This is a genomic window from Thioalkalivibrio sp. ALMg9, assembly GCF_000380625.1.
GTDB lineage: Bacteria > Pseudomonadota > Gammaproteobacteria > Ectothiorhodospirales > Ectothiorhodospiraceae > Thioalkalivibrio > Thioalkalivibrio versutus.
In genome coordinates this window covers 238,423-252,286 of the sequence record NZ_AQYC01000009.1, presented here as the reverse complement: position 1 = coordinate 252,286, position 13,864 = coordinate 238,423, and the positions used below count along the sequence as shown (strand labels likewise).

Below are 13,864 nucleotides of genomic sequence, written 5' to 3'. Positions count from 1 at the left end.
ACCGGCAGGCGCTTCGCGGGCGAGGCCCGCTCCCACAGTGAAATTGCGACAGCCCAAATTGCCTCAGGCGAGGAGTTGGGCGAGGTCGTCGGGGCCGAGGATGGGGATGTCGAGGGACTCGGCCTTGGTGACCTTGGAGCCGGGGTCGGCGCCGGCGATGACGGCGGTGGTCTTTTTGGAGACGGAGCCGGTGATCTTGGCGCCGCGGGCCTCGAGGGCGGCCTTGGCCTCGTCGCGGGTCATGGCGTCGAAGCTGCCGGTGAGGACGTAGGTGCAGCCCGCCAGCGGGGCATCGTCATCGGTCGCCGCGGCTTCTCGCCGGGGCGGGGCGGGCCAGTGCACGCCGGCCTCGCGCAGGGCGCGGATCACCTCGAGGTTGTGCGGCTCGGCGAAGAAGTTGGCGATGTGCTCGGCGACGATGGGGCCGACATCCGGGACTTCCTGCAGCGCCTCGGCATCCGCCTGCATCAGCGCGTCGAGGTCGCCGTAGTATTCGGCCAGGTTGCGGGCGGTGACCTCCCCCACCTCGCGGATACCCAGCGCGAAGATGAAGCGCGCCAGCGTGGTCTCGCGCGCCTGCTCCAGGGCGTTGACCAGGTTCTCGGCAAGCTTGGGGCCGACCCGTTCCAGCGCCTCCAGGCGCTCGGCATCCAGGGCGAACAGATCCGCCGGGCTTTGCACGACGCCGCCGTCGGCCAGCTGCTCGATGATCTTCTCGCCGAAGCCCTCGATATCCATCGCGCGGCGCGAGACGAAGTGCTTGAGGGCCTCGCGCCGCTGCGCCGGGCATACCAGCCCGCCGGTACAGCGGGCGACGACCTCGCCTTCGGTGCGCTCGATGTGCGAGTCGCACTCCGGGCAGGCCGCGGGCATTTCGATGGCACGCGTCTCGGTGGGGCGCTCGCCGCCGGCGCGGCCGACCACCTCGGGGATCACGTCGCCGGCGCGGCGCACGATCACGCGGTCGCCGATGCGCACGTCCTTGCGCGCGATCTCGTCCATGTTGTGGAGCGTGGCGTTGCTGACCATTACGCCCCCCACCAGCACCGGCTCCAGGCGCGCCACCGGGGTCAGCGCGCCGGTGCGGCCGACACGGAACTCGACATTGCGCAGCGTCGTGGTGCGCTCCTCCGCCGGGAACTTGTGGGCGATGGCCCAGCGCGGCGCGCGCGAGACGAAGCCCAGCTGCTGTTGATCCGCCAGGGCATCCACCTTGTAGACGATGCCGTCGATCTCGTAATCCAGCCCCGTGCGGCGGGCGGCCAGGCGCTCGTAGTAGTCGAGGCAGGCCTCGACGCCCTCCAGCACCTCACGCTCCGGGCAGGCCGGGAAGCCCAGGCGCTGCAGCCAGTCCAGGGTGCCGGACTGGGTGTCCGGCAGCGTCCCGCCCTCGACGAAACCCACCGAGTAGGCAAAGAAGCTGAGCGGGCGGCGCGCGGTCACCTTCGAGTCCAGCTGGCGCAAGCTGCCGGCGGCGGCATTGCGCGGGTTCATGAACCCGCGCAGGCCGTCGGCCTCCAGCCCGGCGTTCAGGCGCTCGAAGTCGGCACGGCGCATGAAGACCTCGCCGCGCACCTCCAGCACCCGCGGGGCATCGTCGGTGAAGCGGTCGCCCAAATGCAGCGGGATCGGGCGCACGGTGCGCACGTTCGCGGTTACGTCCTCGCCGGTCTCGCCGTCGCCGCGGGTGGCGGCCTGGACCAGGCGCCCGTCCTCGTAGATCAGGCTGATGGCGAGGCCGTCCAGCTTGGGCTCGGCCATGTAGGTGACCGCTGCCTCGACCCGCGTCGTATCGCCGGTCTGTTTCGCCAGACGCTCGCGCACCCGGCGGTCGAAGTCGCGGATCGCGTCCGCCTCGAAGCCGTTGGCGAGCGACAGCATTGGCAGGCGATGCCGGACCGTGGCAAAGCCCTCGGCCGGGGTGGCGCCCACGCGCTGGGTGGGCGAATCGGGGGTGACAAACTCCGGGTGGTCCGCCTCCAGTTGCTCCAGCTCGCGCATCAGGGCATCGAACTCGGCGTCCGAGACCTCGGGGTCGTCGAGCACGTAGTAGCGGTAGTTGTGATGCTCGATCTGGCGACGCAGCGCGTCGATGCGCGTCTTCGGAGAATCCGTCGAGCCAGCCTGCGAGGCAGGCGAACCCGACCGGCTCACCGCGTACTCCGCCGGCGCAGCACATCCGGGCGGTGGCGGCGCAGCCAGTCGCTCAGGTCCTCGCGCATGTAGGCGAGCGTCTGGTTGGTCGCGGTGGACTGCTGGGCATCCAGGATGCTGCCGCCGAGATCGCGCGCCAGCACGTGGGCATGCTCCAGCAACGCCTCGAAGGCCCGCTGCGGCTCGGCGCTGCGATGCACCTGGGTAAACAGCGTGACGCCGGGCGTCATCATGTCCGCCAGGTCTTCCTCGCGCAGGGTGCCGGGCGGGATCATGTTGGCGGCGGAGAACAGCGGCACACCGGCATCCGTCTCCGGTTCAAAGAAATGGTAGATATCCATCTCGCCGGGGGTCATGCCGGCGCGCTGCATCGCCGCACCCAGGGCGACGCCGGTAAACGGCTTGTTGCGCGGCGCGACCACATGCAGCAGCAGGATCTTCTCCTCCGACGGGCGGCGTTCGGCCCTCGGATTGCGCCCCACCACGCGCGGCTCGGACACGTATTCGCCCAGCGTCTCCATATCCGGCGCCGGTTGCTCGATCAGGTCCGGGTTCATCTCGTGGTCCGGATCCAGATGCTCGCCCAGGGTGTCATCGGCGCGCGGTGGCTTGAGCTTGCCCGGACGCAGGCGATCCATGCCGGAGCGCAGACGTGCACCCAGCCCCTCGAACGCCTCGCGGGCCCGCTCGACCGGGGCGCTGCCCGAACCCTTGCGCCGGGCCCGGGCCGGGCGATCCTCGGGCGACGGTTCGAACGCCCCGTGCGGCGGGGGCGGCGTGGGCTCGTCGTCGCTGTCCAGCACGCCGTAGATGTCCTGGGCACGTTCACCCCGCCGGCCGTAGTCCGGTTCCAGATCCGGCTCGTCGTCATTGGCGGTCACGCCGAGGTGCGGCTCGTGGCGCTCCTCGCGCGCCGCGCCGGGGATGCGCGGCTCGTCGAACGCGGGTTCGCGCGCGCCGCCGGTGCGAACGCTGCGGCCGGTATCCAGCGGATCGCCCCAGCCGGCCTCCGGTTCAGCGGAGTCCCCGGGCTCGGCCGGCGCGTACCAGCGCTTGTCGCCCGGCTCGTCACTGGCACGGATATGTACGGCCTCGTCGCCCCAGTCCGCGGCATCGTCCTCCATATCGCGCTGCTGCGCCCGCGCGCGCAGACGATGGGCGGCCCAGATCCCCGCGATCAGGACAATCCCCAAAATGACCAGGCTGATACGCATCCAATCCACAAAAAACCTCGTTGATCCCGGTACCGACGGTCAGGCCTCGGCCAGTTCCACAGCCTCGTCGATATCCACGCTGACCAGGCGCGACACGCCCGGCTCGTGCATGGTAACGCCGATCAGCTGTTCCGCCATGGCCATCGTTGCCTTGTTGTGAGTAATGAAGATGAACTGGATCTGCTCCGACATCTCGCGCAGCAGGTCACAGAAGCGCCCGACGTTGGCCTCGTCCAGTGGGGCGTCCACCTCGTCCAGCATGCAGAAGGGCGCCGGATTCAGCTCGAAGATCGCGAACACCAGGGCCGAGGCGGTGAGCGCCTTCTCGCCGCCGGACATCAGGTGGATGGTCGACAGGCGCTTGCCCGGCGGGCGCGCCATGATGGTGACGCCGGTATCCAGAAGGTCATCGCCGGTCATCTCCAAGCGCGCCTCGCCACCGCCGAACAGGCGCTGGAACTTGTGCCCGAGTCCGGCATTCACCTGGTCGAAGGTCTGCTTGAACAGGGCCCGGGTCTCGCGATCGATGCGGTGCATCGCCGCCTCCAGGGTCTCCAGCGCCTCGATCAGGTCCGCGTGCTGCTCCTCCAGGTAGCGCGAGCGCTCCTCCAGGCTGCGCGCCTCGTCGATCGCCGCCAGGTTGATCGGTCCGAGCTTCTCGATCTTGCGATCCAGTTCGCCGATCGCCTGTTCCCAGGCGGGGACGGTCGCGTCCTCCGGTAGTTCGGGTGCCAGGGCCTCGGCGGCGAAGCCGGATTCCTGGAACTGGGTCTTGAGCTGTTCGATCTGCACCGAGCGTTCGCGCAGGTCCAGACGCAGCTCCTCGCAGGTGGAACGCTGTGCCTCGACCCGGTTGCCCAGCTCGGTGCTGGTGCCGGCCAGCTCGCGCAGCCGCGCGTCGCAGGCCTCCAGGTCCGCCCGCGCCTGGGTCAGGCGGGCCTCGGCGGCCTGGCGCTGTTCCGCCGCGGTCTGCAAGTCTGCGCGCCACTGCTCCAGCGGGCCCTGGCGGTCGCTGAGCCCCTGCGCCAGGCGCTCGCGGCGCTGGGCGTCGTCCTCGCGCTGGCGCTCCAGGCGCCCGCGTTCGTTCTGTTCGCGCTCCAGGCGATGGCGCGCCTCCTGCTCGGCCATGCGCGCCTGGTTGGCCGTGTCGCGCGCCGCGCGCACCGCGTCGCGGGCTCCGGTCTGGGCCGTGCGCGCGGCCTCGACCCGCGCCTCCAGAGCGGCGCGGTCGGCCTCCAGGGTCTCGATGCGGGTCAGGGCCTGGTTGCGTTCGGCCTCCGCCGTGGCGAACTGCTCGCGGGCGCGCGCGGCCTCCTCGTCCAGCTCGCCCGCCTCGCGGTCGATGCGTTCCTGCTGCTGCTCCAGCTGCCGCGCCTGGTCGCGCAGGCGTTGCACGCGGCGCTCACGGTCCTCGATCTGCGCCTTTTGTTCGCGGATCTGCCCGTCCAGCGCCTCGCGCCGGGCGCGGGTGGCCGCGATGGTCTCGTTGCGTTCTTCCAGCGCGGCCTGCAGCCGGCTCACCTGCGTGTTCAGGTCTTCCTGGCGTTCCTGCAGCTCGCGCGCCAGGCGGACGCGGGCCACCGCACCGCTGGCCCCACCCTCCAGCGTGCGATGAGCGACCCAGCCCGGGCCTAGCCAGGTGCCATCCGGGGTGATGACGCTCTCGCCCGGTCCCAGGGTGGCCAGGCGCGTCCGCGCCGCGTCGGCGTCCTCCGCGCAATGCACCAAGGCGAGCCAGGCGGTGACGACCGGGGAGCCCTGTACCTGCCCGGCCAGGCTCCCCGCCGGCACCTCCGGCGTGTGCGACAGGCCCGTGCCGACCAGGCGCAGCATCGCCTCGGGGAGATCCGGCGCGGTCTCCGGCTGATCGGTGACGGCGGCCTCCAGCCAGCTGCCCAGCACCATCTCCACCGCGGTATCCCAGCCCTCGGTCACCTCCAGCTGCTGCACCAGCGGGCGCGACAGGTCCAGCCCGTGCTCGCGCGCCCAGGCCTCGCGGCGGGCGCGGGTCTCCTGCGGGTCGTCCTCGCCGGCGAAGTGCTCCAGCCCGGCCAGGCGCCCGGCGACCTCGCGCGCCTCGCGTTCGGTGGCATGCAGGGTGTCCTGCTCCTCGCGCTGGGCCTGTTCGAGATCGGCCAGCGCGGCCTGCTGCTGGTCGCGATCGCCCTGCAGCCCCTGCAAGCTCTCACGCAGCCCGGTGAGTTCCGCGTCCAGGCGGTCGGCCTCGGTGCCCGGGTGGGTCTGCGGCAGGGCCGCGCGTTCGGCCTCCACGCGTTCCCGGCGCTGGGCGACGCGCTTGAGCAGCTGCTCGGCATTGTCCATGCGCGAGCGCGCGAGCTGGGCGTTCTGGCGCGGCTCGGCGAGCGAGCGCTCCCACTCGGTGAGCGCCTCGCGTGCGCTCTGGTATTCGGTTTCGGCACCTTCGGCGGCAGCCTCCAGGCGTTCGCGCTCGGCCTCGGCGGTCGTGGCGGCCTCCTGACGCTGCGTACTCTCCTGTTCCGCCTGGGCGATGCGCGCCTCCACCGCCTGGTGTTCGTTGGCGGCGGCCTCGATGCGGCTTTCGAGCTGGCGCAGTTCGGCCTGTTCGCGCGCCAGTTCGTCCTCCGCATGGCGGATGGACTGCTCCAGGCGCGAGACCTCGGCGGCGCGGTCGTAATAGGCGCTTTGTGCCTCGGTGGTGGCCGCCTCCAGCTCGACCCGCTCCTGGCGTGCCTGCTCGGTGCCGGTCTGCGCCTTTTGGGCCTCGGCCTGGCTCGCAGCCAACGCCGTCTCGGCGTCGTTCAGGCGGGCACGGCTGGCCTCCGTCTCCTGCTCCTGGGCCTGCAGGCGCAGCAGGATGGCCTCGGCGCGCTTGCGCCGGCGCTCGGCGGCCAGCGCCTGGTAGCGCTCGGCGGTGGCGGCCTGGCGATTCAGGCGCTCGGCCTGCTTGGACACCTCGTCGCGCACGTCGTCCAGGCGTTCCAGGTTCTCGCGGGTATGGCGTACCCGGTTCTCGGTCTCGCGGCGGCGCTCCTTGTACTTGGAGATACCGGCCGCCTCTTCCAGGTAGACGCGCAGCTCTTCGGGGCGCGCCTCGATCAGCCGCGCAATCATGCCCTGCTCGATGATGGCGTAGCTGCGCGGGCCCAGGCCGGTGCCGAGGAACAGGTCGACCACGTCGCGCTTGCGCGCGCGCTGACCGTTGAGGAAGTACTTGGACTGGCCGTCACGCGTCAGCGCACGCTTGACGGCGATCTCGCCGTAGCCGCTGTACTCGCCGCCCAGGCGACCGTCGGAGTTGTCGAACACCAGCTCGATGGAGGCCTGCCCCACCGGCTTGCGGCTGGAGGAGCCGTTGAAGATGACGTCCTCGCTGGAGTCCCCGCGCAGGTGCTTGGCCGAGGACTCGCCCATGACCCAGCGCACGGCGTCGATGGTATTGGACTTGCCACAGCCGTTCGGCCCGACCACGCCCACCCGGTTGCCGGGGAGGACGAGTGTGGTCGGGTCCACGAACGACTTGAAGCCGGCCAGCTTGATTCGGGCGAGTCGCACGTTCGGCGCTATCCGCGGTCAGGAAAGTCGGGGTTAGAATGGTACACGCTTAGACCTTTACCGTGACCCACTGCCAGTTCGACAAACGAACCGCTTCACGAAACCATACAAAACCCTGCGGCGCGCCTGCACGCCAAGCCTTCCTTGCCTCCCGCTTTGGCGGGGGCTTCGCGGGCAGGCCCGCTCCCACAGGAACGACCGAGGACGCGACAAACCCATGCCCAGCCAGCCGAGCAAGACCCTGGAAACCTTCGACAACCCGGCGCCGGAGAACGATTTCGCGATCTATATCCGCGTCCCGGAGTTCACCTGCCTGTGCCCCGCCACCGGGCAGCCGGACTTCGCCGAGATCCATATCCAGTACGTTGCCGACGGCAAGTGCGTGGAGCTGAAGTCGCTGAAGAACTACATGTGGTCCTACCGCGATGAGGGCGCATTCCACGAGGCGGTCACCAACCGCATCCTGGCGGATCTGGTGGCGGCGACCGACCCGCGCTACATGCGCCTGACCTCGTATTTCAACGTGCGTGGCGGCGTCTATACCACGGTGGTTGCGGAACATCGCAAGCCCGGCTGGACGCCCCCGGAGCCGGTGCACCTGCCGGCGCCGACGCGCAGCCCGCTGGACATGAACGGCTGACCGAGCCCGCCATGCACGCCATCGGCATTGACCTCGGCACCTCCGGGATCCGGCTGGCGCTGCTGGACCCGGAGGGCGCGCGCATCCACAGCGCGCACCGGGCACTGCCGGCGTCGGTCGGGGGCGACGAGCAGCGGGCGGAACAGAACCCCGCGCTGTGGTGGGCCATTGTGCGCGAGCTGCTGCGTGAAGCGGCCGCGCATCTGCACGGCGAGCCCGCCGCCATCGCGGTGGACGGCACCTCCGCCACCCTGTTGCGCCTGGATGCCGACGGACGCCCGACCCATCCAGCCCTGATGTACAACGATGCCCGGGCCACCGACATGCTGTCGGTGCTGGCCGGGGTCGCGCCCGCGGACTCCGCCGTGCACAGCCCCAGCTCGTCGGCGGCCAAGCTGTTGTGGCTGCGTCGCCACGAGGGGCTCTCCGGCGTGCGCCGCGTGCTGCACCAGGCCGACTGGATTGCCGGGCGCCTGCGCGGACGCTTCGACCGCATGGACGAGAACAACGCCCTCAAGCTCGGCTACGACGCGCTGTGGGGCGGCTGGCCCAACTGGCTGCAGGAGACCCTGGGCAGTGACGCGTCGCTGCTGCCGGAAGTGGTCCCGGCCGGGACGGTACTGGGCCCGCTGGCCCCGGAAATGGCGGAATCGCTGCATCTGAACCCGGCCTGCCGGGTGGTCGCCGGCACCACCGACAGCATCGCCGGGTTCCTCGCCTCCGGCGTGGACGACGCCACCACCGGCGTGACCAGCCTGGGCTCGACGCTGGTGATCAAGCAGCTGGCCCCGGAACCGATCTACGCCCCGGAACTCGGGATCTACAGCCACCGGCTGCTGGGGCGCTGGCTGGTGGGCGGGGCCTCCAACAGCGGCGGCGCGGTGCTGCGCCAGCACTTCGATGATGCGGCCCTGGAACGGCTGAGCGCCGCGATCGACCCCGAGACCGACAGCGGGCTCGACTATCTCCCCCTGCCCCGCCGCGGCGAACGCTTCCCGGTCAACGACCCCGAGCTGAAGCCCCGCCTCACCCCCCGCCCCGAGGACGACGCGCGTTTCCTGCAGGGGCTGTTCGAGGGGGTTGCCCGGGTGGAGCACGACGGCTATGAGCGCCTGTCCGAGCTGGGCGCCCCGCGCGTGGAGCGTGTCGTGTCCCTGGGTGGCGGCGCCCAGAACCCCGTGTGGACACGCATCCGCAGCCGGATCCTGGGATTGCCGGTGACCACCGCCGAGGACGACGATGCCGCCAGCGGCGCCGCCCGGCTCGCGCGCATCGGCGTGGGGCTGGAGCCGGGTTTCACGGGTTAACCGGCCAGGCCGAGAGACCCGGCAATCGCCCGCTTTGGCCGGGGCTTCGCCTGCAAGCCGACCGCGATGCCGGGTGGGGGCCACCAATTCCATGAGGGGAATCTTGTGGGAGCGGCCTTGGCCGCGAAGCCCCCGGCAAAGCCGGACTCGGACAACAAACGTAGGATGCGATGAGCGCAGCGAATCGCATCATTGCTCAGCCCCCCGGTGATTGATGCGATTCGCTGAGCTCGTCGCATCCTACGGCGCTGTTTGCCAGAACAAGGCACGGGCAGGCCGTTCCTACAAAACCCGTCCCACGATGTGCTCTGCCATGACGCCGAGGGCGCGGATCGGTGCTACATTCGGGGGAGGCACCCAACAACAAGGGGATACGACATGCACTGGACGCGAATTCTCGGCATTGCACTGCTTGTGGGCGGCATCATCCTGCTGGTGATGGGCTACAACGCCACGGAAAGCCTGGGCGAGGAACTGCACCAGGAGTTCATGGGGCGCTATACGGACGACACGCGCATGTACCTGATCGCCGGCGGGATCATGTCCGTCGTGGGCCTCGTACTCGCGATCTTTGGGGTTCGCCGCTAAGGGCACATCCGTGCCCGCCGGCACCCTCCGCCTGACACCGCTGCTCGCCTTCCTGGCACCGTTTCGCGGGCTCGCGCGCGTATTCGACCCGGGCCTGCGCGGTCTGGTGATCGGCCCGTTGATCATCAACATCCTGGTCGTAATCGGGCTCGCGACGGCCGCCGGGCTCGGCTTCGAGGCCCTTCTGGCGGCCTGGCTGCCCGGCGGCTGGGACTGGCTCGCCTGGCTACTGTGGCCCCTGTTCGCACTGGCGCTGCTGGTGGCCTTTGGGGTCTCCGCCGTCGCGCTGGCGGCGATCATCGCCAGCCCGTTCTCCGGACCGCTGGCCTACCGTACCGCCCGCGGGCTGGGCCACGAGCCCCGCCAGCCGGCGCGCTCGTTCCTTGGCGAGATGGGCCACGCGACCGTAACCGCGCTGCGCAAGACCGGCTACTACGGCCTGCTTTTTATCCCCGTACTCCTGATCACGATTATTCCCGGGCTGAACCTGCTGGCGCCGATCGCCTGGTTCACGTTCGGGAGCTGGGTGCTGGCCGTGGAATTCCTGGAGGCGCCGCTGGCCAACGACGGCCTGGCATTCGCCGAGGTCCGCAAGACCGTGCGCGCCCACCGACTGGAGACCCTGAGCTTCGGCGCCGGGACCACGCTGCTGGCAATGGTCCCGCTAGTGAATCTGCTGCTGGTACCGGCCGCGGTCATCGGCGCGACCCACCTGCGAGTGCGCCTGCCCCGGGCCTGACGTCGGAACACTCCAGATGGACGCGAAAGTCCCCGAACGGTGCGTTGGGCAGGGCTCAACGCACCCTACCTCCACCATAATCCGGGGTACCTCAAGCCCGATACCAGGCGCGTCGTCGTGAAAAGCCCGTACGGCACTCGACACCAACGCTCTCACCCCGATTCCCTCGCCGTCTCCGGCCCCTCTCGGATGCCCCACCCTTGATCCCTCTTCGTGCCTTCGTGGTGCCAGAGATGGCTTTGACCTTTGGCGCAAAGGCGCCGGTCAGGCGAGCAGGGCATCCAGCGGGTTGTCGTCGGGGAGCGGGCGCATGCGGCCCTCGCGCAGCTCCTGGGCCACACCCTGCAGGGAGTGGCGCCGGCTGGCGCCCAGATCCAGCGACAGGAACAGGTAGCCGCGGGTCGCCTCACCGCGCCAGACCAGGCCCATGCGGTGAAACTGCCCGGTCGCCTTGTCGACCATCTCGAACCACTCGCCGGTGCGGATCCGGCTGGCATCGAAGACCCAGGGATCGTCGAGATCGGTCAACAGGTCGGGGTCGTCATCCTCGAGGCGCACGGCACGCCGCGCCTGGATTCGCGCCTGGGGATCGAAGCGCGGCTCGTCAGCGGAGGCCCGGATGCGCTGCAGATGGGCCTGGCCCAGATGCTGCACGACCGCCTTGACGCGCGCCTCGTCAGCGCCAAACTCGCGTGCGGTCACCACGATCCGCTGCACCAGCGGATTCGCTTCCTGCGGAGTCGCCTGGTTGCAGATGGCCCGCACCACGTCCTGCACCTCGGCGTCCAGCACCTGCACGGCCGCCTCGTCCACCGCCAGCAGGTCTTCCCAGGCCTCGGCGATCTGCTCGGCGGAGCGCTCCGGAAGCTCGGCCCCGGTCTCCAGCACGCAGACCGTCAGGGTGCGCCGGGCACGGGCCGCGCGTTCTTTCTGACACATCGGCGCCGCGCGCGCGGCGGCCTGTGCCCGCCAGTATTCGTCCTCCGCGGCCACGGCCGCGTCCCAGTTCTCCCGCAACGCCTGCGCCGCCGGGCGATCAAGATCATCGATCGCGTTCCCCAAGTGTTCGATACTCTGGCGCATCGCATCAAGGTAGCGGCTGACCACCTCCGAGTCTTCCGCGCTGACCTCGGGGCTGATCCGCACGCCCGTATTGATCAGACTGCCGACCCATTCGCGCAACGGGTGCCTGGGGTCGTGGAAGAAGTCGAGGTCACGGCTGACCGCGCGCACCAGTAGCGGTTGCAAATCCAGCATCATCGCGCGAAACGCCGCATGGCAATCGAGGTGGCGCGACACCTCGGCGAACACGCCGGCCAGGACACCCTCGATGACGCTCTCGATCGGCGGTTCCGCCATCGCTTCGGCCACCACGGCGGCGCCGGTCGCCGGGCCGCCGCCCCCGCTCACCACAGTTCCATGGCCAGACGGCACCCAGCCGGCCGCCGCCGCCCACTGCAACCAGTCCGCCGGGCCGGCATCCGCGGCCGGCATCACAGCGCCTGCGACCGCAACGCCCCCTGCTCCCCTGACCCCAGGTGTGACGCCCTCCGCCGCGGCCGGTTCCGACGCCGAGGCGGGGCCCCCTTCCCGGGTGGCCTGGGCCCAGCTCGCACGCCGCGACGTTCCGGGCAAGTCGCCCTCCGGGGCCTCGGACACCGGCTCTCTGACCAGCCCGCAGGCCTCGACTGTCTCGACCACGAAGGCCAGGGTCGGTGCGGCCGTCTGGCCCAGACAACGCACGTAGGCTCGCATCAGGCCCAGCGTCATATCCGTCCGGCCGAACTGTTCCTCGGCCGACTCGATCAGGCGCTCGTACCAGTTCAGCGGCGACCACGGCGCCCAGCCGGGGTGCTCGAAGCGGTGATCCTCGCGCGCGGCCTGGAGGAACACGAACCAGGAGTAGCGGTTCTGCTCACGGACCAGCCCTTCGAGCTTGTGGCGCAGGGAGCGTCGGGTGGACTGGTAATCGTCCAGGATTTGCAGGCCGGAGTTGTCATCGGCGTAGCTGGAACCGGAGAATTCGTACTCGGGTGGGTAGGTTGTGGAGACAAAGTCACGCTCCAGGGCCTCCTCGAACTGGCGACGCAGCACATACTGATAGCCTTGAAGCTGATTCGCCCACTCCGCGTCGGCAGCCTCATTACCGCCAGCGGACCACTCCTGCGCGACGGATTCCAGGCAGCGCTCAAGGTGATCGGTCACCCGCGGGACGATCCCGCGCACCAGTTGCTGGCGCTGGGCATCCGACAAACCGGACAGACCCGACCAGACCGCGGCCCGTGCTTCTCTGTCTGTATGCTCCCTGCCTGCCATGGTGAGGTGTCCTCGTATTGCCGCGTGGTGGCTCGCGTGAGTTCCACGTGAGCCCGCCTATAGTGTACAGGCGCGGCCAAAGTGGGGCATCCGTCACAGTTTCCGCGTCGGACAGGGAGCTCGTTAAGGAGATGCGGATCAATTCGAGCGTTCGCGCTCGAGTCCATTTTTCTCGATGACAAGGCGCGGTGAGCGAAGTGTAGCCGTGCTACATAAGGGAGCCGCAACGCGGTCAGCGGGCCCATTGCCACCCAGCACGGGCGGCCGGTCCCTCAAGGGGTTGGCGCCCCCTGCTCCCCGATCCTGCGTTGCGCCGCTTGGCCGGAGAGTGACTACGGCGCTGCGCACCGCGCCTTGTCTCGGAAAACAGGGGGCCCCACCGCGAACGCGCGATCCGCGTCTCCTTAAGCGTCCAGCGGCTGCGTTCCCACCTGAACCATTTCGCCCTCGACACGCACGGGGAACCGGGTCAGGGGTTCCTCGGCAGGCGCGGCCATCACCTCGCCGGTTCGCAGGCAGAACTGGGCTTCGTGCATCGGGCACGTGATGCAGTCATCGGCGCCGATCTCACCATCCGCGATGGGCACATCCTCGTGAGTACAGAGGTTCTCCACGGCAAAATATTCACCACCCAGGTTAAAGATCGCCACCTCGGTATCCGCTGTCTCCACCAGGCGATGATCGCCATCCTGGATGGTCCCCACCGGGGCTACGTCAATCCATTCCGTCATCACGACTCCTTTGCTTCTGAAAATTCCCGATATCGCCCCTCTGCGCTGGCAGTTCAGGGAGACGCCCGCAGGGCTGCGGTCGCGGCCGCATCGATCTCGATCCGCCGGCCCTCTTCCGGGTGGTAGGAGAAGCGCCCCACCACCCGCAAGTTCTCGCCCAGGTGATCGCGCACCGCCGAACCGGGCTTGACCGCCACGCGGTTGATGGCGTCGTCTTCCAGCCAGTAGTGCTCCGGATCATCAAAACGATTCACGACACCCTCGGTTTCCACCAGTTCGCCATTGAAGGCCGGCGCGGATGCAGCCAGCTGTTCCAGGGTCACCGGCGATACGCGCTCGCCCCCGCAAGCCACCAGCAGGGTGGTCATGGCCAGCCCCAGCCACACGGCATTGATCCCTTTCAGCACGATCTTCTCTCCCAGTTGCACTCGCGGCGACTGCCGACGCTTATCCGGCTCCAGCCTACCGAAACTGCGCCATGTCACGCCCATTCACCCCTGAATGACGGGCCTAAGGAAACCCGGATGCATTCGCGCGACGTAGGCCCCGTCGAACTTCACGAGCGTTATCGTTCGGAGGTGCGTGCTCAAGCTGATGGCATCGCCGCCGTTACCCTGGGCAGGTAAATCGCACACCCACCC

10 protein-coding genes are annotated in these 13,864 nt (G+C 69.5%); 4 read left to right on the top strand and 6 right to left on the bottom strand.

The features are described 5' to 3' along the window. Positions 1 to 63: 63 nt before the first annotated feature. The 3 genes from ligA to smc are packed head-to-tail and all read right to left on the bottom strand — an operon-like array spanning position 64 to position 6,902. Entirely contained in the window at positions 64 to 2,154 is a 2,091-nt protein-coding gene (gene ligA, locus F792_RS0110355; protein WP_018169527.1) for an NAD-dependent DNA ligase LigA, read from the bottom strand. Then, positions 2,151 to 3,368, bottom strand: coding sequence for a cell division protein ZipA C-terminal FtsZ-binding domain-containing protein (locus F792_RS0110350; RefSeq protein WP_018169526.1), 1,218 nt, complete (start codon positions 3,366 to 3,368; stop codon positions 2,151 to 2,153). The genes ligA and F792_RS0110350 overlap by 4 nt, the downstream gene beginning before the upstream one ends. Positions 3,369 to 3,407: 39 nt before the next feature. After that, positions 3,408 to 6,902: a chromosome segregation protein SMC gene (gene smc / locus F792_RS0110345; protein WP_018169525.1), complete on the bottom strand. Its 3,495-nt coding sequence runs from the start codon at positions 6,900 to 6,902 to the stop codon at positions 3,408 to 3,410. A gap of 217 nt (positions 6,903 to 7,119) precedes the next feature. Between smc and queF the strand changes: the two genes are divergently transcribed. The 4 genes from queF to cysZ all read left to right on the top strand — a co-directional run bounded on the left by queF (position 7,120) and on the right by cysZ (position 10,176). Further along, positions 7,120 to 7,542, top strand: coding sequence for a preQ(1) synthase (gene queF, locus F792_RS0110340; RefSeq protein WP_018145957.1), 423 nt, complete (start codon positions 7,120 to 7,122; stop codon positions 7,540 to 7,542). A gap of 11 nt (positions 7,543 to 7,553) precedes the next feature. Beyond that, a complete protein-coding gene (locus tag F792_RS0110335) occupies positions 7,554 to 8,849 on the top strand; it encodes an FGGY-family carbohydrate kinase (protein ID WP_018169524.1) in 1,296 nt (431 codons plus the stop codon). 378 nt (positions 8,850 to 9,227) lie between these two features. Beyond that, positions 9,228 to 9,437: a DUF3185 family protein gene (locus tag F792_RS0110330; RefSeq protein ID WP_018145959.1), complete on the top strand. Its 210-nt coding sequence runs from the start codon at positions 9,228 to 9,230 to the stop codon at positions 9,435 to 9,437. Between the two features lie 10 nt (positions 9,438 to 9,447). After that, entirely contained in the window at positions 9,448 to 10,176 is a 729-nt protein-coding gene (gene cysZ, locus F792_RS0110325) for a sulfate transporter CysZ (protein ID WP_018169523.1), read from the top strand. A 264-nt stretch (positions 10,177 to 10,440) separates the two neighbouring features. Here cysZ and F792_RS0110320 read toward each other — a convergent pair whose 3' ends face one another. The 3 genes from F792_RS0110320 to F792_RS0110310 form a co-directional block, all read right to left on the bottom strand. Continuing rightward, positions 10,441 to 12,429 (bottom strand): DUF1631 family protein, encoded by a 1,989-nt coding sequence (locus F792_RS0110320; protein WP_018169522.1) that lies wholly within the window; start codon positions 12,427 to 12,429, stop codon positions 10,441 to 10,443. 467 nt (positions 12,430 to 12,896) lie between these two features. Beyond that, a complete protein-coding gene (locus tag F792_RS0110315) occupies positions 12,897 to 13,223 on the bottom strand; it encodes a non-heme iron oxygenase ferredoxin subunit (RefSeq protein WP_018169521.1) in 327 nt (108 codons plus the stop codon). Between the two features lie 53 nt (positions 13,224 to 13,276). Next, entirely contained in the window at positions 13,277 to 13,651 is a 375-nt protein-coding gene (locus F792_RS0110310) for a hypothetical protein (RefSeq protein ID WP_018169520.1), read from the bottom strand. Between the last annotated feature and the right edge of the window lie 213 nt (positions 13,652 to 13,864).